The following is a 20,841-nucleotide window of genomic DNA, read 5'->3' as shown; positions in this document are numbered from 1 at the left end:
CGGTACGGCCGCGGAGCGGGCCGACAATCGCATCGCGTAAGGTGGTGCCCCGTGAAGATCGCGCTGATGGACTCCGGTATCGGCCTGCTCGCCGCGGCCGCCGCCATCCGACGGCTGCGGCCCGACGCGGACCTCGTGCTCTCCGCCGACCCCGACGGCATGCCCTGGGGCCCGCGCACCCCCGAGGACGTCACCGCGCACGCCCTGGCCTGTGCCCTCGCCGCCGCCGAGCACCGCCCGCAGGCGCTGATCGTGGCCTGCAACACCGCCACCGTGCACGCCCTGCCCGCGCTGCGCGCGGCCCTCGAACCCGCGATCCCGGTCATCGGCACCGTCCCGGCGATCAAGCCCGCCGCCGCCGGGGCCGGCAAGGTGGCGATCTGGGCGACCCCGGCGACCACCGGCAGCCCCTACCAGCGCGGGCTGATCGAGGACTTCGGCAACGGCGCCGAGATCACCGAGGTGCCCTGCCCCGGCCTCGCCGACGCCGTCGACCGCGCCGACGAGGCCGCGACCGCCGCGGCCATCGCCGCCGCGGCCGCGCTCACGCCCCCCGACGTCGAGGCGGTCGTCCTCGGCTGCACCCACTACGAACTGGTGGCCGACCGCATCCGGGCCGCCCTGGCCGCCCCCGCCCTGCTGTACGGCTCGGCCGACGCCGTCGCCGCCCAGACGCTCCGCCGCATCGGCGCCGGGTCCCGCCCGGACGCGGCGCCCACCGGAAGCCTCGCGGTGATCCTCAGCGGCCGGGCGGGCACCGTCACCCCCGAGGCCCTGGCCTACGCGGAGGGCCGCTCCCTCGGCGCCGACGTGGCCCCCGCCGCGGCCGAGGCCCGCTGACCCCGCCCCGCACGGCGTCCGGGGGCGCCGCCACTTTCCGCCGTATCCGCTCCGTACAACGGTGCCAACTCGCCGTGGGATGAGTAGGCTGCGCACTATGACGGACGCGCAGCGTGACGACGCGCGTACATCCCAGGTGTGGACGGGCCACGCGAGCAACCGCTTCCAGTGGCTCCTCGCGGCCGCGGGGGCTGCCTGCATGGCGCTCGGCATCGAGCTCGCCGTGACCTCGCCCTACACCTCGGGCACGGTGCCGCTGGTCATGTCGGTGGTGGGCTGCATCGCGGCGGGGCTGCTGGTGCTGTTCGGAACCGTCGCGTTCACGCACGTCCGCGTGAACGTGGACCGGGACGGGCTCCAGGTGCGCTGCGGCCACATCGGCGTGCCCCGCCGCCGGATCCGGTGGGAGGAGATCAACGACGCGCACCTCGCGCCCGTCGTCAGCCCCCGCCACTGGGGCGGCTGGGGCTACCGCTGGCGGCCCGAGCAGGGCACCGCGGTCGTGGTCCGCCGCGGGCCGGGGGTCGTCATCGACCTGGGCAACGGCCGGCACTTCACCGTCACCGTGGACGACGCCGAGGGCGCCGTGCAGGCCATCCGCAGCCGGCTGGGCCTGCGCCCGTAGTCCGGGGGCCACGGGCGCAGACATCCCGGCCGGCGCGCGCTCACGACCAGCGCGCGCTCACCCGCCCGGTTCCCGCGGCGCACGTCAGGAGCACGCCCAGCCCGGTGCACTCGGCGGAGGCGGCGCCCTCCACCCCGTCCGTGTCCTGCGCGCCGACGAGCAGCACGTGCCACGGCGCGGCCGGCGGGTGCTCGCCTAGGGCCTCGACCGTCACCGTGTCACCCGTACGGCCCACGCGGAAGACGGCGGCCGTCGAGCCGTCCGGAGCCGGCACGGTGGCGATCGTGCCGCCGCCGTCGGCCGGGGCGTGCACCCGCAGGGTGACCCCGTCCGCCCAGTCGTACTCCGGACCCTCCTCGGCGGCGCCGAAGGGCACCACCGAGCCGGGCCTGGCCAGCAGCGGGAGCGTGTCGAAGCCGTGCGTCTCGCGCCGCCAGCCCGGGCCCTCGACGCGCTCGCCGGTCAGCAGGTGCGTCCAGGTGCCGGCCGGGACGTAGTACTCGACCTCGCCGTCCGCGCTCAGGACCGGCGCGACCAGCACGTCGTCGCCGAGCATGTACTGCCGGTCCAGGTGCAGGCAGGCCGGGTCGTCGGGGAACTCCAGCAGCATCGCCCGCATCATCGGCGTGCCCTCGTCACGGGCCTGCAGCGCCGCCCGGTACAGGTACGGCATGAGGCGGTTCTTCAGCCGGGTGAAGTCGCGGGTGACGGCGACCGCCTCGTCACCGAACTCCCACGGCACGCGGTAGGACTTGCTGCCGTGCAGCCGGCTGTGGGAGGACAGCAGGCCGAACTGCACCCAGCGCTTGAACAGCGCCGGGTCGGGCGTCCCCTCGAAGCCGCCGATGTCGTGGCTCCAGAAGCCGAAGCCCGACAGGCCCAGCGACAGGCCGCCGCGCAGGCTGTCGGCCATCGCCGTGAACGTCGACTCGCAGTCGCCGCCCCAGTGCACCGGGAACTGCTGCCCGCCCGCGGTCGCCGAGCGCGCGAAGAGCACCGCCTCGCCCTCGCCGCGCTCCTCGCGCAGCACGTCGAAGACGACCTGGTTGTAGAGCTGCGTGTAGTAGTTGTGCATGCGCTCCGGATCGGAGCCGTCGTGCCACACCACGTCGACCGGGATGCGCTCGCCGAAGTCGGTCTTGAAGACGTCGACTCCCTGCCGCAGCAGGGCGCGCAGCTTCTCCGCGTACCAGGTGCGGGCGGCGGGGCTGGTGAAGTCGACCAGCGCCATGCCCGGCTGCCACAGGTCCCACTGCCACACGTCGCCGTTCGGCCGCAGGACGAGGTGGCCCTCGCGCATGCCCTCCTCGAAGAGCGCCGACTTCTGCGCGATGTACGGGTTGATCCAGGCGGAGACGCGCAGCCCGCGCTCCTTGAGCCGGGCGAGCATGCCCTCGGGGTCGGGGAAGACCTCCGCGTCCCAGGTGAAGTCGCTCCACTGGTACTCGCGCATCCAGAAGCAGTCGAAGTGGAAGACGCTGAGCGGGATCCCGCGGTCCGCCATGCCCTGGACGAAGTGGCTGACGGTCGCCTCGTCGTAGGAGGTGGTGAAGGAGGTCGACAGCCACAGGCCGAACGACCAGGCCGGCGGCAGCGCGGGACGGCCGGTGAGGGCCGTGTAGCGGGCCAGGATCTCCTTCGGGGTGGACCCGTGGACGACGAAGTACTCCAGCGACTGGTCCTCGACGCTGAACTGCACCTGGTCGACGACCTCGGAGCCGACCTCGTACGAGACCTTGCCGGGGTGGTTGACGAAGACGCCGTAGCCGCGGTTGGTGAGGTGGAAGGGGACGTTCTTGTAGGCCTGCTCGCTGATCGTGCCGCCGTCCGCCTGCCAGATGTCCACCGTCTGGCCGTTCTTGACGAACGGGGTGAAGCGCTCGCCGAGGCCGTACACCGTCTCGCCGACGCCGAGCGAGAGCTGGGCCACCATGAAGTGCCGGTCGTCCGCGTCGGTGACGAAGCCCGTGCCGCGGGCGCCGGCCGAGGTGAGGGTGCGGCCGCCCGCGGTGAAGTCCAGGTGCCACGGGGCGGAGGCGTCGACGCGCAGCGTCAGGCCGCCCGAGGTCAGTTCGAGCAGGGAGCCGTCGCGGGAGGTCTTGCCGGCGCCGCCGTCCACCGCGCCCGGCAGGGCGAACTCCGGCCCGCGGCGGGCCTTCCCGGCGTGGTGCGTGGTGCGCACGCCGATCACACCCTCGGCGGGGGACCAGCACTCCACCCTCAGCAGCGGGCTGTTGAGCGTGTCGCCGCGCTGCCGCACCGGTTTCACGGGGGCGTGCAGGACGATCCGGTCGTCCGCGACGGAGGCGTCCGCGACGGAGGTCGCGTACTTCGCCGTGACGCCCGGGCGCATCATCCAGAAGCCGTCGGTGAACTTCACGACTGCTCCTGCAGTCCCGCCCGGTGGGCGCCGATCAGGTCCCGGTACCAGTCGTAGCTGGCTTTGGGGGTGCGCTCTCCGTTGTCGTAGTCGACGCGCACGATGCCGAACCGCTGGCCGTAGCCGCGGGCCCACTCGAAGTTATCCAGCAGCGACCAGACGTAGTAGCCGCGCACGTCCATGCCCTCGTCCATCGCGGCGCGCAGCGCGTGCAGGTGGTCGCGGAGGTAGGCCACGCGGTCGGTGTCCTCGACACGGCCGTCGGCGGAGGGGACGTCGGCCTCGGCCGAGCCGTTCTCCGTGATGAAGGCGGGCGGCAGCGAGGGGTAGCGCTCCTTGAGGTCCAGCAGCAGCGCCGTGAAGGACTCCGGGACGACGGGCCAGCCCATGGTGGTGTGCCGGGTGCCGTACGGGTCGGTCTCGCGCACACCGATGTCGACGGCGGTGCGGCGGGCCGGGTCGGGCTCGCGGTGCGGGGCGTCGGTGACGGTGAGGGGGCGGTAGAAGTTGAGGCCCACGAAGTCCAGCGGGGCCCCGATGACCTCGAGGTCGCCCTCGCGGCGGTACGAGCCGTCGGCGAGCGCGCCCCAGGTCTCGGCCTCGCCGGTGGGGTAGCGGCCGGCGAACAGCGGCTCGGTCCACGTCTCGTTGTGCAGCGTCTCGGCCCGGCGCAGCGCGGCCAGGTCGGCGGCGGAGCCGCTCGCGGCCTCGATGCGGTCGAGGTTGAGGGTGATGCCGACCTCGCGGGCACCCGCCTCGCGCAGCGCGCGCACGGCCAGGCCGTGGGCGAGCAGCAGGTGGTGGGCGGCGGCCAGCGCGCCGGTGCCCTCCTGGGCGCCGGGGGCGTGCCGGCCCTCGGCGTAGCCGACGAAGGCCGAGCAGTAGGGCTCGTTGAGGGTGATCCAGCGCTCCACGCGGTCGCCGAGCCGCTCGGCGACGGCCGTCGTGTACGCGGCGAAGGCCTCGGCCGTCGCGCGGTTGCGCCAGCCGCCCTCGTCCTCCAGGGCCTGCGGGAGGTCCCAGTGGTAGAGCGTCACGGCGGGGGAGATGCCGGCGGCGAGCAGGTCGTCGGTGAGGCGGTCGTAGAAGTCCAGGCCCTTGCCGTTGACCGCGCCGCGGCCCTGCGGGACGACGCGCGGCCAGGAGACGGAGAAGCGGTAGGAGTCGACGCCCAGGCCGGCGAGGAGGCGTACGTCCTCGGCGTGCCGGTGGTAGTGGTCGCAGGCCACGTCACCGGTGGCGCCCTCGGCCGTGCGGCCCGGGGTGTGGCTGAAGGTGTCCCAGATCGACGGGCCGCGGCCGTCCTCGTCGTGGGCGCCCTCGATCTGGTAGGCGGCGGTGGCGGCGCCGAAGCGGAAACCGGGCGGGAAGACCGGGAAATCGGTGGACATGGGGGCGTGCTCCCTCGGCAGGGTCAGTGGTGGGCGGGAAGGGACAACGGAGAACGGAGAATCCGGGAAGGGCGGGCGCGGGCGGTGCCGGGGTCAGGCGCCCGCCGTGCGGGGGCCCGGCGGGGCGATCCGCGCGCCCGGCACGAACGCCGGGGGGATCAGCCGGTGCCCGGGCGGCATGACGGACGCTCCCTGGGCGCGGGTGGCGATGGCCTCCACGGCGAGCCGTGTCACCGCGGCGGACATCTCGGTCACGGGCAGTTCGACGCGCGGCAGTTCCAGACCCCCCAGGTCGTCGGGGAGGTTGCCGACCGCCACGACCGCCAGGTACTCGGGCACCCGCAGGCCCTCCGCCGTCACGGCGGCGAGGATGTGCGGGAGGGCGGCCACGTGCTGCACCACCAGGGCGGTGGGCGGGTGTTCGCCGTGCAGCAGCGTCCCGATGCGCCGCGCGAGCCGCGCCATGTCGCCGGTCGACTGGTGCACGCGCACGTCGGCGCCGGTCCGCGCGGCCGCACGGCGGGCACCGGCCAGTCCGCGGACGGCGTAGCCGCGTTGCGCCAGGATCTCGCGCTCGGTGGTGGCCAGGTACGCGATGTCCCGGTGGCCGGCGGCGGCGAGTTCGCCCACGGCGAGGGCGGCGGCCGCCTCCCAGTCCAGGTCGGTCCACGGGAGCGCGGTGTCGTCGGCGGACCGGCCCAGCAGCGCGGTGGGGAAGCCGAGTTCCAGCATGGCGACGATCCGCGGGTCGTCCATCTCGACGGCCATCAGGATCGCGGCGTCCGCCTGGCCGCTGCGCGCGATGCGGCGCAGGCCCGGCACGCCCTCGTGCGCGGTCATGAGCAGGACGTCGTACCCGTGGGCGCGGGCCGCGTCGCTGATCTCGATCGCGAACCGCCCGTCGACCGCCCGGTAGCCGCCCGCCACGCGGGGGAGGGCGAGCGCCAGCACGTTGGTGCGCGTGCTGCGCAGCGTGCGGGCGCTGGCGCGCGGGTGGTAGCCCAACTCGTCGATCGCCTGCTGCACGGTGCGGCGGGTGTCCTCGGAGATCTTGCGCGAGCCGCTCAAGACGTACGACACGGTGCTGGGCGCGACCCCGGCGCGTTCGGCGACGTCCTTGATGGTGGTCATGCGGCTCCTTCGCGGCCCTGTGCCGGTTTGTCGAAACGATTCGTCGAATCGATTCGACCGCTCTGACGCACGATGCTATGCCGCCACCCCGGGGAGAGGCAATGCCCCGCTTCGGAGCGGTGCTCGGCCGGAGGATCGAGTGCGCTGCCCGGCCTGCGAGGTGCGTCTGGCTCGCGGCGGAGCCGGGGGCTCACGGGCCGGTGGCGTGGTCCGGGGGGCCGCTCAGGGGGCGGGACGTGGCGAGGCCGGCGAGGAGGCCGACGCCGGCGGTGACCACGGGGTAGCTCAGGACGTGGTCGACGGCGGACTGCATGGCGAGGCCGGTCAGGGCGGCCGCCGCGGTCAGGACGACCGGGGTCGGGCGCGGGGAGCGCTGCAGGGCCCAGAGCAGCCAGACGTAGGAGGCGGCGAGGAAGGCGACGCCGGGCAGGCCCTGTTCCGCCGCGAGTTGCAGGGGCGCCGACTGCGGTGTGCCCGCGCCGGGCGCCGAGGGTGCCGTTCCGGTGGCCGCCTCGGCGAAGCGGCCCGGGCCGATCCCGCGTACGGGGTGGTCCCGGGCGGTCTCCAGGGCGTCGTGCCACAGCCGGACCCGGGCCGGGGTGAGCTGCCCGGACAGCGAGGCCGAGAGCCCCGGCGGCAGGGCGTCGACGGCGACCGCGCACGTGCCGCCGACGGCCACGACGAGGGCCAGCGCCAGGCCCGCGAGACCGAGCGCCCGGCGCGTACGGGCGGCGGCCAGGGAGCACAGGACGACGCCGAGGCACGCCGCGAACCCCGCGGCGGAGCCCACCGCCAGCGCGAAGGCGGCCGCCGTGGCGCCGAGCAGGCGCAGCGCCACCCGGAGGGGGCGGGACCGCGCGGTCCAGGCGGCGCAGCAGGCGGCGCCGGTCGCGAGCACCATGAGCGCGGCGTCGGCGTTCGCGTACCCGAGCGGCGGGGCGTCCGGGCCACCGGACAGCCGGCCGGGCAGGGCGACCACCAGTACGACCGCGGTGAGGGTGGCCACGGCGGGGACGGCCACCGGCCGCAGGGCACCGCCGATGCGTCCGGCGGCGTATCCGGCGGTGACCGCGAGGACGGCCAGGAGCACCCCTTCCGGGCGGGCCGGGCGGCCCGCCGCGGCGACCAGCGACCACACCGCGCAGCCGGCGAGGACCAGCGCGCCCACGGCGTCCGTCCATCCGGAGCGCGGACGTTCCGCCGGGCCGTCCGCGGCACCGCCGGTGCCCGGCCGCACTCCACCGGTTCGCGTGTCCACAGCCCGCACCCCCTGACCCCCGGGGAACCCCCGACCCCGGGGTCACCGTAACCGCTGGGCCCTCGCGGTGTGGAGATCCCGTGCACGAACGGCACATGCCGCGGGCGCGGGCGTGATCGACGGAGGGCCACCGCCGAGGACGTAGGCTCGGGGGCGTGCCGATTCCCGAATTCCTCCGCGAGCTGCGGGCCGTCGTCGGCCACCGGGAGCTGCTCCTGCCCGGTGTCACGGCGGTCGTCCTCGACGACGACGGTCGCGTCCTGCTGAACCGGCGGGCGGACAACGGCCGCTGGTCCCTCATCGGCGGCATCGCGGAACCCGGCGAGCAGCCCGCCGAGACCGCCGTCCGCGAGGTGCTGGAGGAGACCGGGGTGCGTGCGGTCGCGGAGCGCGTCGTCCTCGTCCAGACGATCGACCCCGTCCTGTACCCCAACGGGGACCGCTGCCAGTACGTGGACATCACCTTCCGCTGCCGCGCGGTCGGCGGGCGGGCCAGGGTCGCCGACGACGAGTCGCTGGACGTCGGCTGGTTCGACGTGGACGGCCTGCCCGACCTCGGCAACCACGGGCGGCTCCGGCTCAAGCACGCGCTGTCCGACGGCCCGACCTGGTTCGAGCCCGCGGGACCGCCGCAGGGGTGAGCCGCGGAGGTGAGCAGCGGGAGCGAGTGTGCGCCGCCCCCACGGGCGGTCGCAGGAGTGTGGGCGGCGCACACATCGGTCGGCGCCCGCGCGCTGCCTAGCCTGCAGTGCATGACGCCCACGCCCCCCGCGCCCCGTCCCGCAGCAGGCCCCCTCCCGCCCTCCGCGGCACCGGACCTGGACGGACGCACCGCCCTCGTCACCGGAGCCGCGGGCGGCATCGGCCGCGCGTGCGTCCTGCGCCTGGCCGCCGCCGGCGCCAAGGTGCGGGCCGCCGACCGGGACGCCGAAGGCCTGGCAGAACTCGCGGAACAGGCAGCGACGGGCGGCCGCCCCGGCGCCGTGGAGACCGTGACCCTGGACCTGACCGACCTCGACGCCGCCGAGCAGGCCGCCGAGGGCACCGACATCCTGGTCAACAACGCAGGCCTGCAGCTCGTCCGCCCGATCGAGGACTTCCCGCCGGACGTCTTCGCCACGGTGCTGCGGGTGATGCTGGAGGCGCCCTTCCGGCTGATCCGGGGGGCGCTGCCGCACATGTACGGGCAGGGCTGGGGCCGGATCGTGAACATCTCCTCCGTCCACGGACTGCGGGCCTCGGCCTACAAGAGCGCCTACGTCTCGGCCAAGCACGGGCTGGAGGGGCTCTCCAAGACCGCCGCCCTGGAGGGCGCCGCGCGGGGCGTCACCTCCAACTGCATCAGCCCCGCCTACGTGCGCACCCCGCTCGTCGAGCGGCAGATCGCCGACCAGGCGGCCGCGCACGGCATCGAACCCGAGCGGGTCGTCACCGAGATCATGCTCGCCGACTCCGCCGTGAAGCGGCTGGTGGAGCCGGAGGAGGTGGCCGAGCTCACCGCCTACCTCTGCACGCCGCAGGCGTCCTTCATCACCGGTGCCTCGCTCACCATGGACGGCGGATGGACGGCACACTGATCTGCCGGTATCCCTGACAGCGTGCCGCGCGACCCACACCAAGCCCCCGACGACCACGGCGGAACCATGGCTCCCCACAGCCCTTCCGACGCGCCCTTCCTGCGGCTGCTCGCCCGCGGGGCACCGGCCGAGGAGTACGAGCGGCCCGTCCTCGCGGCCAGGGCCGCGGGCGCGCCGCCCGCCGTGCTGGCGGAGATGGAGCAGGCCAAGCTGCTGGCCCTGCGCGTGCGCGCGGAACTGGAGGGCCGGCGGCGGCGCGAGGCCGAGCTGTCGGCGCTCTTCGAGACCGCCGGCGACCTCGCGGGGCTGCGCGACCTGGACTCGGTGCTGCAGGCCATCGTGCAGCGGGCCAGGTCCCTGCTCGGCACGGACGTCGCCTACCTCAGCCTGATCGACCGCAAGGCCGGGGACACCTACATGCGGGTCACCGAGGGGTCGGTCTCCGCCGAGTTCCAGCGGGTGCGGCTCGGGATGGGGGAGGGGCTCGGCGGCCTGGTCGCGCAGACCGCGCTGCCCTACGTCACCGAGTCCTACTTCGACGACGAGCGCTTCCGGCACACCCACCCGATCGACTCGGCCGTGCACGACGAGGGACTGGTGGCGATCCTCGGCGTCCCCCTCGTGCTGGGCACCGGCGTCATCGGTGTGCTGTACGCCGCCGACCGCAGGGCCCGGGTCTTCGAACGCGGCCAGATCGCCCTGCTGGCCTCCCTCGCCTCGCTCGCCGCCGTCGCCATCGACACGGCGAACCTGCTGGACGAGACCCGCTCCGCGCTCGCCGACCTCGGCACCGCCAACGACACCATCCGCGACCACAGCGCCGTGCTGGAACGGGCCTCCGAGGTGCACGACCGGCTCACCGAACTCGTCCTGCGCGGCGGCGGGGTGGACGACGTCGCGGACGCCGTCGCCGAGGTGCTCTCCGGGACGGTGCGGGTCGTCGGCACCGACCGCGACCCCGTGCCCGACGCGCTCGCCGACGCCGTCGCCCGCTCCCGGAAGGACGGCCACGCCGTACGGCAGGGCGAGACCTGGACCGCCGCCGTCACCGCGGGCGGTGAACTGCTGGGCGCCCTGGTGCTGCACGGCCATCCCGGACTCGATCCCGTCGACCAGCGCACGCTGGAGCGGGCCGCGATGGTCACCTCCCTGCTGCTGCTCGCCCGGCGTACCGCCGCCGAGGCGGAGCAACGCTTCCGCGGCGAACTCCTGGACGACCTGCTCGACGCCCCGCACCGCGACCCCGGTCTGCTGCGCGAACGCGCGGGCCGGCTGCGCGCCGACCTCGACGCCCCGCACGTCGTGCTCGCCGCCCGCGTCGACGAGGAGCACGCCGGAGCCGCCGCCGACCGGCAGCGGCTGTGGTCGGCCGCCTCCCACCTCGCCGCCACCCGGCGGGGCCTCGCCGCCGCGCGCGACGGCGGCACGGTGTTGCTGCTCCCGCTGGAACCGGGCTCCGACGCCTCCGCCACCGCCCGCCGCGTCGCCCAGCAGCTGGGCACGGCGGTGCAGGCGGCCGTCACCGTGGGGGCGTCCGGCCCCGTCCGTTCGCCGGCCGGCCGTCCCGGTTCCGTCGCCCTGGCCTACGCGGAGGCGCAGCGCTGCGGGGACACGTTGCGCGCACTCGGCCGGGCCGGTGAGGGCGCCGCGGGCGACGACTTCGGCTTCCTCGGCCTGCTGCTGACCGAGTCGCGCGACGTCGACGGCTTTGTACACCGCACGATCGGCACCGTCGCCGACTACGACGCCCGCCGCGGCACCGAACTCGTGCGCACCCTGGACGCCTACTTCGCCAGCGGGATGAGCCCCGTACGCACCAAGGACGCCCTCCACGTGCACGTCAACACCGTCGCGCAGCGCCTGGAGCGGATCTCGCACCTGCTCGGCGCCGACTGGCAGTCCCCGGAGCGCGCACTGGAGATCCAGCTCGCGCTGCGCCTGCACGGGCTGGCGGCCGGACGGCAGGAACCGCCCGGCCCCGCAGGTCAGGACTGATCCGGGTCCGCGACCAGCTCCACCTCGAAGCCGTCGGCGTTCTCCAGGTAGGCGGCGTAGTGCCGCTCGCCCCCGGCGTACGGATGCAGCGCGGGGAACATCAGCGTCCAGCCGTGCAGCGGCGAGCGTGCCACCAGCGCGTCCAGCTCCGCGCGGCCCGCGACGTGGAAGGCGAGGTGGTTCAGCCCCGGCGCGCGGCGCTCGTGCCGCCCCTCGAAGCGGTCGACCAGGTCCGGCGACCGTTCGACGACGATATAGGTCGCCCCCAGACGCCAGCTGCGGCCGGCTTCCCACCGCTGGTGGGGGACGTAGCCGAGCTCGCCCAGCAACCAGCCCCACTCGGCGTCCGCGCGCTCGAGGTCCGGAATCCACAACTCGACATGGTGCAGCACCCCCGTCATCACTCCTCCGTCACTCACGGTAACGACAGTAGACCCCGCCACTGACAACGGCGGGGTCCACGCATCGGGGGTGGGGGAACGGCGGCCGACCCGGGTCAGCCCGCGTGGGCCGACGGGGCCAGCGGGGCGTCCTGCGCCGCCCCGGCCTCGACGGCGTCGAGGTCGCGGCCGCGGGTCTCCTTGGCCACGCCGACCGCGATCAGCGTGAGCAGGGCGGCGGCGATCACGTACAGCGCGATCGGGACCGAGCTGTCGTAGGACGCGAGCAGCGCCGTGGCGATGAGCGGCGCCGGGGCGCCCGCGGCCACGGAGGCGAACTGGGCACCGATGGAGGCACCGGAGTAGCGCATGCGGGTCGCGAACATCTCCGTGAAGAAGGCCGCCTGCGGCGCGTACATGGCACCGTGCAGCACCAGACCGCCCGTGACGGCCAGCAGCAGGGCCGGGAAGCTCTTCGTGTCGATCAGCGCGAAGAAGGGGAAGGCCCAGAGCCCCACGCCCGCGGCGCCCAGCAGGTACACGGGCCTGCGTCCGACGCGGTCCGAGAGCGCGCCCCAGGCGGGGATCACGGCGAAGTGCACCGCGGAGGCGATGAGCACGGCGTTGAGCGCGGTCTGCTTGCCCAGAGCCGCGTGCTCGGTGGCGTAGACCAGCACGAACGCGGTGATGACGTAGTAGCTGATGTTCTCCGCCATGCGGGCACCCATCGCCACCAGGACGTCCCGCCAGTGGTCGCGGAGCACCGAGACCAGCGGCAGCCGCTCCATCGCGGACTCCTCCGTCCGGCGCGCCTCCGCCCTGGCCAGCGCCGCCTTGAACACCGGCGACTCGTCGACCGACAGCCGGATCCACAGCCCCACCATCACGAGCACGCCCGAGAGCAGGAACGGGACGCGCCAGCCCCACGAGGTGAAGGCCTCGTCGGAGAGCAGCGCGGTCAGCGCGGACAGCACACCGGTGGCGAGCAGCTGGCCGGCCGGCGCGCCCGTCTGCGGCCACGACGCCCAGAAGCCGCGCCGCTTCGCGTCGCCGTGCTCCGAGACCAGCAGCACCGCGCCGCCCCACTCCCCGCCGAGGGCGAAGCCCTGCACCAGACGGAGCACGGTGAGCAGCACCGGAGCGGCGACGCCGATCGTGGCGAAGGTGGGCAGCAGGCCGATGCAGAAGGTCGCGCCGCCCATGAGCAGCAGGCTCAGCACGAGCAGCCGCTTGCGGCCGAGACGGTCCCCGTAGTGGCCGAAGACCAGGGCGCCGACCGGGCGGGCGGCGAAGCCGACCGCGTAGGTGAGGAACGACAGCAGGGTGCCGACCAGGGGTTCCTCGCCGGGGAAGAACAGCTTGTTGAACACGAGCGCGGCTGCGGAACCGTAGAGGAAGAAGTCGTACCACTCGATGGTGGTGCCGATGAGGCTCGCCGCGACGATTCTGCGGAGCGAGCCGGGTGCGGTGGGCGCGGGTGCCGGGGTTGCCATGGTCACCACTTCCGGGCGGGGGACGGGGGACGTTTCCGATGTCGCCACACCGTAGGAACGGCCACGTCACGCTCCCATGTGGTGGAACACCACAGTTGCGCCGCCGGGTATCCGGGCGGGCACCATGAGCGCGCGCCCCGGGACGCCCGGCGCGCCCCGGCCCGGCGCCGGGGGTGGCGCCTGACCCCGGGAGGGTCCATTCGAGTGATGCGCGCTCACGAGATATCTTGATGTCGAGCAATGTTGCAGACGTGGAGCGGAGCACCCGGTGACTGACTCGACCATCATCTATACGCACACCGACGAGGCGCCGGCGCTGGCGACGTACTCGTTCCTGCCCGTGATCCAGGCCTACGCCTCCACGGCCGGAGTCGCCGTGGAGACCCGTGACATCTCCCTGGCCGGGCGCATCATCGCGAGCTTCCCCGAGTACCTGGAGGAGGGCCAGCGCATCGCCGACGCCCTCGCCGAGCTCGGCGAGCTCGCCAAGACCCCGGCCGCCAACATCATCAAGCTGCCGAACGTCTCGGCCTCGATCCCGCAGCTGAAGGCCGCGATCGCGGAGCTGCAGGAGCAGGGCTACGCGCTGCCCGACTACCCGGACGACCCCAAGTCCGACGAGGACGAGGACGTCCGCGCCCGCTACGACAAGATCAAGGGCAGCGCCGTCAACCCCGTCCTGCGCGAGGGCAACTCCGACCGCCGCGCCCCCGCCTCGGTGAAGAACTACGCCAAGGCGCACCCGCACCGCATGGGCGCCTGGTCGGCCGACTCGAAGACGAACGTCGCGCACATGACGGCCGACGACTTCCGTTCCACCGAGAAGTCCGCCGTCATCGCCGAGGACGGCGCCCTGCGCATCGAGCTGGTCGGTGACGACGGCACCACCACCGTGCTGCGCGAGTCCGTGCCGGTGCTGGCGGGCGAGGTCGTGGACGCCTCCGTCATGCGCGTCGCCGTGCTGCGCGAGTTCCTCGGCGAGCAGGTCGCGCGCGCCAAGGCCGAGGACGTCCTGTTCTCGGTGCACCTGAAGGCCACGATGATGAAGGTCTCCGACCCGATCGTCTTCGGCCACGTCGTCCGCGCCTTCTTCCCCAAGACCTTCGCCCAGTACGGCGAGGCCTTCGCGGCGGCCGGCCTCACCCCGAACGACGGCCTCGGCGGCATCCTCAAGGGCGTCGAGTCCCTGTCCGACGGCGCGGCGATCAAGGCCTCCTTCGAGGCCGAGCTGGCCGAGGGCCCGGCCCTGGCCATGGTCGACTCCGACCGCGGCATCACCAACCTGCACGTCCCGAGCGACGTCATCGTCGACGCCTCCATGCCCGCCATGATCCGCACCTCCGGCCACATGTGGGGCCCGGACGGCCAGGAGGCCGACACCCTCGCGGTGCTCCCGGACAGCAGCTACGCCGGCATCTACGAGGCCGTCATCGACGACTGCCGCGCGCACGGCGCCTTCGACCCTTCGACGATGGGCTCGGTGCCCAACGTCGGCCTCATGGCGCAGAAGGCCGAGGAGTACGGCAGCCACGACAAGACCTTCGAGGTCCAGCACACCGGCACGGTGCGCCTGGTCGACCAGGCCGGCGACGTCGTGCTGGAGCAGGCCGTCTCCGCGGGCGACATCTTCCGCGCCTGCCAGACCAAGGACGCCCCGATCAGGGACTGGGTCAAGCTCGCCGTCACCCGCGCCCGCGCGACCGGCGACCCGGCGGTCTTCTGGCTGGACGCGGAGCGCGCCCACGACGCGAACCTGATCGCCAAGGTCGAGCGGTACCTGCCGGAGCACGACACCGAGGGCCTGCAGATCGAGATCAAGTCGCCGGTCGAGGCGACGAAGTTCTCCCTGGAGCGCATCCGCCGCGGCGAGAACACGATCTCCGTCACCGGCAACGTGCTGCGTGACTACCTGACCGACCTCTTCCCGATCCTGGAGCTGGGCACCAGCGCCAAGATGCTGTCGGTCGTGCCCCTGATGAACGGCGGCGGCCTCTTCGAGACCGGCGCCGGCGGCTCCGCGCCCAAGCACGTCCAGCAGCTGGTGAAGGAGAACTACCTGCGCTGGGACAGCCTCGGCGAGTTCCTGGCCCTCGCGGTCAGCTTCGAGCACCTGGCGACCACCACGGGCAACGCCCGCGCCCAGGTGCTGGCCGACACCCTCGACCGCGCCACGGGCACCTTCCTCAACGAGGACAAGTCGCCCAGCCGCCGGCTCGGCGGCATCGACAACCGCGGCAGCCACTTCTACCTGGCCATGTACTGGGCCCAGGAGCTGGCCGGGCAGACGGACGACGCGGAGCTGGCCAAGGCCTTCGGCGCGCTCGCCCAGACGCTGACCGAGAAGGAGCAGACGATCGTCGACGAGCTGATCGCCGTGCAGGGCTCCCCGGCGGAGATCGGCGGCTACTACCAGCCCGACCCGGCCAAGGCCGCGGCCGTCATGCGCCCGTCCGCGACCTTCAACGAGGCGCTGGCGACGCTCGCCTGACGCGAGCCGCGAGACGACGCGAACGCGGCGCGGCGCGAAGGCAGGACGACGCGAACCGCCCCGGCTGGTGATCCAGCCGGGGCGGTTCGCGTGTCCGGGGCGGGGCGTGCCCTACGCGACTACGCGAAGACGCCGTCCAGCCACGCCTGCCAGCGCTCGCCGGCCCGCTCGCCGTCCGCGCCGGGGGCGAAGTCGTGCACGCTGACGCCGACCGGGGCGCCCCAGTGGTTGCGGCCGAAGACGCGGTACATCGCGTCGCCGGTCCGCAGGCCGACGAAGTACCGGTCGCGGTAGTCCACCACGGCCTCCACCGGCCCGGCGCCGGGCAGTTCGACGCGTACCCCGGCGCCTTCGGCGGCGTCGTCCGGCACCCCGAGGGCCCGGGTGACGACGCCAAGGGCGTCCGGCGCGGTGGACGCGGCGGGCCCGTTGACGGTGGCGAAGGCCGCCGGCCGTCCGGTGAAGTGGGTCAGGTACTGGCGCAGGGTGTGCAGGTAGAAGTCGGTGTGCTTGCTCGCGCCGTCGTACTGGTTGTCCCAGTCGTCCACGAAGACGCCGCTGTGGACGTAGCGCACCCAGGCACCGCCGCCCTCGCGCTCCTCGATGACGTGCTCGAGCTGGTTGAAGGTCTGGCGCGCGGCTTCGAGGTCCTCCGCGCGGGCGATCAGGTGGTGCGGCGGGTCCCAGGCGGTGATGGTGCCGCCGAAGGACGCGGCGCCGCCCTTGCGCGGCTCGAACTCCTGGGGCCAGAGCCAGCCGGCCGAGCCGGTGGTGACGGCCTCCCAGACCTCTTCCGGACCGGCCTCGGTCGCGAACTCGCGGACGATCTCGAATTCCTTGGACATGATGCTGCTCGCTCCTCGTGGGACGGGCTCGGGCGCCCGGGCGGCGTGGTGGGTGATGGACGGTGGGGCGGGGCGGTGCCCGGCGGTGCGGTGCCGGACGTGACGGTTCACGGGCCGCACCGGGCGGTCGTGCTCAGGGCAGCTCGGCCCGGGGCGGCTCCGCTCCGGGGGACGCCTCGACTGCTGCCGGTGCGGTCTCCCCGGGCGCGGGCCCGGGGGCGGGTTCCTTGACGGTGGGGTGGAGGGCCACCACGATGCGGTGGTCGCGGCCGCCCTCGCCGTCCGCGTCGTGGTACTTGGCGATCAGCGCGCTCACCCCGCGGGTCAGCTCCTCCACGAACGCGGCCCGGTCGGCGGCGGAGGCGAAGCGCACCTCCCCGTCGAGGGCGTACGTCGCCAGCCGCTTGCGGGCCCGGTCCGCGCCGGTGATCAGGGTGCCGACGTCGCGGACGAGGCGGGCGGCGACGGCCAGCAGCCAGCGCGCGGACAACTGGTCGCGGAAGCGCCCGGGGTCCGGCTGGACGGCGGCCAGCGCGAGCGGGGAGATCACGTACGAGGCCGCTGTGGCCCGCATCAACCGCTCGGTGACGTTGCCCTTGCGGCGCTCGCCGGCCAGTTCGACCAGGCCGTGCGCCTCCAGTGTCCGCAGGTGGTAGTTCACCTTCTGCCGGGGCAGCCCGACCCGGGCGGCGAGCATGGCCGCCGACGCGGGCCCCTCCGCCAGCTCGGCGAGGAGGCGGGCCCGTACGGGGTCCAGGGTGGCGGCGGCGGCCGCCGAGTCCTCGATCACGCTCACGTCCAACATGGCTCCACCATCTCACCGACAAATTATTTTGTCCAGCCCACATTTCTTGTCGGCTGGTCGCGGACACCGGCCGGTAACGCCGGCGCGGGGGACGAAACGCCGATTTCACCTGCCGCGCGAACGCCCCTGACACACCGGTGGGCGGTGTCCGCGCAGGTGACGCGGCGGAACGCCGGGGGCCCCATCGCGTTACACCGTGGTACTCCACCCCGCACCGCACGGCTCCTAATGTCAGCCGTCAAGCGGCCCGGAGTTCACCTCCGCGGCCCGCCCATTGCCGCGACGTCGGAGGGAAGACCGATGAGTCGAGTAGTGCGCGCCGCGCTCGTCCAGACGAAGTGGACCGGCGACAAGGAGTCGATGACCGACCTGCACGAGCGCTACGCCCGTGAGGCCGCGGCCCAGGGGGCGCAGGTCATCGGCTTCCAGGAGGTGTTCAACGCCCCGTACTTCTGCCAGGTGCAGGAGCCCGAGCACTACCGCTGGGCGGAGCCGGTGCCGGACGGCCCGACGATCGTGCGGATGCAGGCGCTCGCCAAGGAGCTCCGCATGGTGATGGTCGTCCCGGTCTACGAGATCGAGCAGGCGGGCTTCTACTACAACACCGCCGCCGTGATCGACGCCGACGGCAGCTATCTCGGCAAGTACCGCAAGCACCACATCCCGCAGGTCAAGGGCTTCTGGGAGAAGTACTACTTCAAGCCCGGCAACCTCGGCTGGCCGGTGTTCGACACGGCCGTCGGCAAGGTCGGCGTCTACATCTGCTACGACCGCCACTTCCCCGAGGGCTGGCGGGCGCTCGGCCTCGCCGGCGCCGAGCTGGTCTACAACCCCTCCGCCACCTCGCGCGGGCTCTCCTCCTATCTGTGGCAGCTGGAGCAGCCGGCCGCGGCCGTCGCCAACGAGTACTTCGTCGCCGCCATCAACCGGGTCGGCCAGGAGGAGTACGGAGACAACGACTTCTACGGCACGTCCTACTTCGTCGACCCGCGCGGCCAGTTCGTGGGCGACGTCGCCTCCGACAAGGAGGAGGAACTGCTCGTGCGCGACCTGGACTTCGGGAGGATCGAGGAGGTCCGCCAGCAGTGGGCCTTCTACCGCGACCGCCGCCCCGACGCCTACGGTCCGCTGACCGAGGCCTGAGGAGAGGGAGGGAACCCGTGAGCCGAACCCTGATCCGCGGCGGCCTCGTCATCACCGCCGCGGACGAGGTCCACGCCGACGTCCTCGTCGAGGACGAGAAGGTCGTCGCCCTCGCCGCCGCCGACAGCACGGTCGCCGAGGGCTGGACGGCCGACACCGTGATCGATGCGACCGGGACGTACGTCATCCCGGGCGGTGTGGACGCGCACACCCACATGGAGCTGCCCTTCGGTGGCACCTTCGCCTCGGACACCTTCGAGACCGGTACCCGGGCCGCCGCCTGGGGCGGTACGACGACGATCGTGGACTTCGCCGTCCAGTCGGTGGGCGAGTCGCTGCGCGCCGGTCTGGACACCTGGCACGCGAAGGCCGAGGGCAACTGCGCCGTCGACTACGCGTTCCACATGATCGTGTCGGACGTGAACGAGCACAGCCTCAAAGAGATGGACCTCCTCGTCGACGAAGGGGTCACCTCCTTCAAGCTGTTCATGGCGTACCCCGGCGTCTTCTACAGCGACGACGGCAGGATCCTGCGGGCCATGCAGCGCGGCGCCGCCAACGGCGGACTGGTCATGATGCATGCCGAGAACGGCATCGCCATCGACGTCCTGGTCGAACAGGCCCTTGCCGCGGGCCAGACCGACCCCCGCTACCACGGCGAGGTACGGCGCGAGCTGCTGGAGGCCGAGGCGACCCACCGCGCGATCCGGCTGGCCGAGGTGGCCGGTGCGCCGCTCTACGTCGTGCACGTCTCCGCCGAGCAGGCCGTCGCGGAGCTGGCGACGGCGCGCGACCGCGGCCTCAACGTCTTCGGTGAGACGTGCCCGCAGTACTTGTTCCTGTCGACGGACAACCTGGCGGAGCCGGACTTCGAGGGCGCCAAGTACGTGTGCTCGACGCCGCTGCGGCCGAAGGAGCACCAGGCGGCGCTGTGGAAGGGCCTGCGGACCAACGACCTGCAGGTGGTGTCGACGGACCACTGCCCGTTCTGCTTCGTGGGGCAGAAGGAGCTGGGCCGGGGTGACTTCTCGAAGATCCCCAACGGTCTGCCGGGGGTGGAGAACCGGATGGACCTGCTGCACCAGGCCGTGGTGGACGGTCAGATCAGCCGCCGCCGGTGGATCGAGATCGCCTGCGCGACGCCGGCGCGGATGTTCGGTCTGTACCCGCGCAAGGGCACCATCGCGCCGGGCGCGGACGCCGACATCGTGATCTACGACCCGGACGCGGAGCAGGTCATCTCCGCGGCCACCCACCACATGAACGTCGACTACTCGGCCTACGAGGGCAAGCGCGTGCGCGGCAAAGCCCGCACCGTGATCTCCCGCGGCACCGTCGTCGTCGACCAGGACCGCTACCTGGGCCGGGCCGGCCACGGCCGCTACCAGACCCGTGAGACCTGCCAGTACCTCGTCTAGCCACCCCGTCGAGCCACCCAGGGAGCGCAGCAATGGATTTCGGTCTCGTCCTGCAGACGGACCCGCCCGCCGCGGGGGTCGTGGAGCTGATGCGGCGCGCCGAGCGCAACGGCTTCAGCCACGGCTGGACCTTCGACTCGACCGTGCTGTGGCAGGAGCCGTTCGTCATCTACAGCCAGATCCTGGCGAACACCGAACGTCTGGTCGTCGGCCCGATGGTCACCAACCCGGGCACCCGGACCTGGGAGGTGACCGCGTCGACCTTCGCCACGCTGAACGAGATGTTCGGCAACCGGACGATCTGCGGCATCGGGAGGGGCGACTCGGCGATGCGCGTGGCGGGCCGCAGGCCCAACACCCTCGCCCGCATCGAGGAGGCGATGCACGTCATCCGCGAGCTCGCCGAGGGCCGCGAGGCCGACCTCGGCAGCGGGACGGTGGTGAAGTTCCCGTGGGTGCGGCCCGGTGCCGAACTCCCGGTGTGGATGGCGGCGTACGGGCCGAAGGCGCTGGCGGTCGCCGGGGCGAAGGCGGACGGGTTCATCCTGCAGCTCGCCGACGTCTACCTGACCGAATGGATGGTCAAGGCGGTCAAGGACGCCGCGGTCGCCGCCGGCCGCGACCCGGCCGAGGTGAAGGTGTGCGTGGCCGCGCCGGCGTACGTCACCGAGGACGACTCCCCGCAGGCGTTGGCCCATGCCCGTGAGCAGTGCCGCTGGTTCGGCGGCATGGTCGGCAACCACGTCGCCGACCTCGTCTCCAAGTACGGCGAGGTGTCCAGCGCCGTCCCCCAGGAGCTCACGGATTACATCCGGGCCCGCGAGGGGTACGACTACTCGCACCACGGCCGCACCGGCAACCCCGACACCGCGTTCGTCCCCGACGAGATCGTCGACCGCTTCTGCCTCATCGGCACCGCCGAGCAGCACGTCGAGAAGCTGCGCGCCCTGCAGGCCCTCGGTGTCGACCAGTTCGCCCTGTACGACATGCAGGACGCCAAGGAGTCCGTGATCGACGTCTACGGCTCCACCGTCATCCCCGCGCTCCGCGCCTGATCCCCGGCCCGCCATCC

17 protein-coding genes are annotated in these 20,841 nt (G+C 73.4%); 9 read left to right on the top strand and 8 right to left on the bottom strand.

Features of this window, described 5'->3' with window-relative positions:
* The first annotated feature begins 51 nt into the window (after positions 1–51).
* Complete coding sequence (locus tag ACZ7MY_RS33720; protein ID WP_499607538.1) at positions 52–840, top strand: glutamate racemase; 789 nt, start codon at positions 52–54, stop codon at positions 838–840.
* A gap of 97 nt (positions 841–937) precedes the next feature.
* Complete coding sequence (locus ACZ7MY_RS33715; protein ID WP_499607535.1) at positions 938–1,465, top strand: hypothetical protein; 528 nt, start codon at positions 938–940, stop codon at positions 1,463–1,465.
* A 40-nt stretch (positions 1,466–1,505) separates the two neighbouring features.
* On the opposite strand, the gene yicI is transcribed toward ACZ7MY_RS33715, so the two are convergent.
* From yicI to ACZ7MY_RS33695, 4 genes are all read right to left on the bottom strand, one after another.
* A complete protein-coding gene (yicI, locus tag ACZ7MY_RS33710; RefSeq protein ID WP_499607532.1) occupies positions 1,506–3,845 on the bottom strand; it encodes an alpha-xylosidase in 2,340 nt (779 codons plus the stop codon).
* Positions 3,842–5,236, bottom strand: a complete 1,395-nt coding sequence (locus ACZ7MY_RS33705) for a GH1 family beta-glucosidase (RefSeq protein ID WP_499607529.1) — start codon at positions 5,234–5,236, stop codon at positions 3,842–3,844. Before ACZ7MY_RS33705 ends, yicI begins: the two co-directional genes overlap by 4 nt.
* A 93-nt stretch (positions 5,237–5,329) precedes the next feature.
* Complete coding sequence (locus tag ACZ7MY_RS33700) at positions 5,330–6,367, bottom strand: LacI family DNA-binding transcriptional regulator (protein ID WP_499607527.1); 1,038 nt, start codon at positions 6,365–6,367, stop codon at positions 5,330–5,332.
* Between the two features lie 190 nt (positions 6,368–6,557).
* Positions 6,558–7,625, bottom strand: a complete 1,068-nt coding sequence (locus tag ACZ7MY_RS33695) for an O-antigen ligase family protein (protein ID WP_499607523.1) — start codon at positions 7,623–7,625, stop codon at positions 6,558–6,560.
* Positions 7,626–7,780: 155 nt separating this feature from the next.
* Between ACZ7MY_RS33695 and ACZ7MY_RS33690 the strand changes: the two genes are divergently transcribed.
* The 3 genes from ACZ7MY_RS33690 to ACZ7MY_RS33680 all read left to right on the top strand — a co-directional run bounded on the left by ACZ7MY_RS33690 (position 7,781) and on the right by ACZ7MY_RS33680 (position 11,197).
* Positions 7,781–8,266 carry an NUDIX hydrolase gene (locus tag ACZ7MY_RS33690; RefSeq protein WP_499607520.1) on the top strand — a complete coding sequence of 162 codons (486 nt, stop codon included), beginning with the start codon at positions 7,781–7,783 and terminating at the stop codon, positions 8,264–8,266.
* Positions 8,267–8,377: 111 nt separating this feature from the next.
* Entirely contained in the window at positions 8,378–9,202 is an 825-nt protein-coding gene (locus tag ACZ7MY_RS33685; RefSeq protein ID WP_499607518.1) for a 3-hydroxybutyrate dehydrogenase, read from the top strand.
* 66 nt (positions 9,203–9,268) lie between these two features.
* Positions 9,269–11,197 (top strand): helix-turn-helix domain-containing protein, encoded by a 1,929-nt coding sequence (locus ACZ7MY_RS33680; RefSeq protein WP_499607515.1) that lies wholly within the window; start codon positions 9,269–9,271, stop codon positions 11,195–11,197.
* Here ACZ7MY_RS33680 and ACZ7MY_RS33675 read toward each other — a convergent pair.
* Together ACZ7MY_RS33675 and ACZ7MY_RS33670 are read right to left on the bottom strand one after the other, a co-directional pair.
* Entirely contained in the window at positions 11,188–11,616 is a 429-nt protein-coding gene (locus ACZ7MY_RS33675) for a VOC family protein (protein ID WP_499607512.1), read from the bottom strand. The two genes, ACZ7MY_RS33680 and ACZ7MY_RS33675, sit on opposite strands and share 10 nt — an antisense overlap.
* Before the next feature lie 77 nt (positions 11,617–11,693).
* Entirely contained in the window at positions 11,694–13,070 is a 1,377-nt protein-coding gene (locus tag ACZ7MY_RS33670) for an MFS transporter (protein ID WP_499607509.1), read from the bottom strand.
* 268 nt (positions 13,071–13,338) lie between these two features.
* Here ACZ7MY_RS33670 and ACZ7MY_RS33665 point away from each other — a divergent pair, with 268 nt between their 5' ends.
* Entirely contained in the window at positions 13,339–15,558 is a 2,220-nt protein-coding gene (locus tag ACZ7MY_RS33665; RefSeq protein ID WP_499607506.1) for an NADP-dependent isocitrate dehydrogenase, read from the top strand.
* A gap of 119 nt (positions 15,559–15,677) precedes the next feature.
* Here ACZ7MY_RS33665 and ACZ7MY_RS33660 read toward each other — a convergent pair whose 3' ends face one another.
* Together ACZ7MY_RS33660 and ACZ7MY_RS33655 are read right to left on the bottom strand one after the other, a co-directional pair.
* Positions 15,678–16,403 (bottom strand): SRPBCC family protein, encoded by a 726-nt coding sequence (locus ACZ7MY_RS33660; RefSeq protein WP_499607504.1) that lies wholly within the window; start codon positions 16,401–16,403, stop codon positions 15,678–15,680.
* Between the two features lie 133 nt (positions 16,404–16,536).
* Positions 16,537–17,208 carry an ArsR/SmtB family transcription factor gene (locus ACZ7MY_RS33655; RefSeq protein ID WP_499607501.1) on the bottom strand — a complete coding sequence of 224 codons (672 nt, stop codon included), beginning with the start codon at positions 17,206–17,208 and terminating at the stop codon, positions 16,537–16,539.
* 300 nt (positions 17,209–17,508) lie between these two features.
* Here ACZ7MY_RS33655 and ACZ7MY_RS33650 point away from each other — a divergent pair, with 300 nt between their 5' ends.
* From ACZ7MY_RS33650 to ACZ7MY_RS33640, 3 genes are read left to right on the top strand one after another with little or no spacing between them, the layout of a single operon-like run.
* The gene (locus ACZ7MY_RS33650) at positions 17,509–18,351 is read left to right on the top strand and encodes a nitrilase-related carbon-nitrogen hydrolase (protein WP_499607498.1); all 843 of its coding nucleotides are present in this window, start codon (positions 17,509–17,511) and stop codon (positions 18,349–18,351) included.
* Positions 18,352–18,368: 17 nt separating this feature from the next.
* Entirely contained in the window at positions 18,369–19,769 is a 1,401-nt protein-coding gene (gene hydA / locus ACZ7MY_RS33645; protein ID WP_499607496.1) for a dihydropyrimidinase, read from the top strand.
* A gap of 32 nt (positions 19,770–19,801) precedes the next feature.
* Entirely contained in the window at positions 19,802–20,824 is a 1,023-nt protein-coding gene (locus tag ACZ7MY_RS33640; protein ID WP_499607493.1) for a TIGR03842 family LLM class F420-dependent oxidoreductase, read from the top strand.
* Positions 20,825–20,841: the final 17 nt, after the last annotated feature.

The sequence above is a fragment of the Streptomyces sp. NPDC111520 genome, from assembly GCF_055635295.1.
This window is presented reverse-complemented; position numbering and strand designations above follow the sequence as displayed.

Bases quoted from the DNA above. Each gene is read 5' to 3' on its own strand.
- ACZ7MY_RS33655 (WP_499607501.1), bottom strand. From the start codon at position 17,208: ATGTTGGACGTGAGCGTGATCGAGGACTCGGCGGCCGCCGCCGCCACC.
- ACZ7MY_RS33715 (WP_499607535.1), top strand. From the start codon at position 938: ATGACGGACGCGCAGCGTGACGACGCGCGTACATCCCAGGTGTGGACG.
- ACZ7MY_RS33700 (WP_499607527.1), bottom strand. From the start codon at position 6,367: ATGACCACCATCAAGGACGTCGCCGAACGCGCCGGGGTCGCGCCCAGC.
- ACZ7MY_RS33660 (WP_499607504.1), bottom strand. From the start codon at position 16,403: ATGTCCAAGGAATTCGAGATCGTCCGCGAGTTCGCGACCGAGGCCGGT.
- ACZ7MY_RS33670 (WP_499607509.1), bottom strand. From the start codon at position 13,070: ATGGCAACCCCGGCACCCGCGCCCACCGCACCCGGCTCGCTCCGCAGA.
- ACZ7MY_RS33680 (WP_499607515.1), top strand. From the start codon at position 9,269: ATGGCTCCCCACAGCCCTTCCGACGCGCCCTTCCTGCGGCTGCTCGCC.
- ACZ7MY_RS33685 (WP_499607518.1), top strand. From the start codon at position 8,378: ATGACGCCCACGCCCCCCGCGCCCCGTCCCGCAGCAGGCCCCCTCCCG.
- ACZ7MY_RS33640 (WP_499607493.1), top strand. From the start codon at position 19,802: ATGGATTTCGGTCTCGTCCTGCAGACGGACCCGCCCGCCGCGGGGGTC.
- ACZ7MY_RS33705 (WP_499607529.1), bottom strand. From the start codon at position 5,236: ATGTCCACCGATTTCCCGGTCTTCCCGCCCGGTTTCCGCTTCGGCGCC.
- ACZ7MY_RS33650 (WP_499607498.1), top strand. From the start codon at position 17,509: ATGAGTCGAGTAGTGCGCGCCGCGCTCGTCCAGACGAAGTGGACCGGC.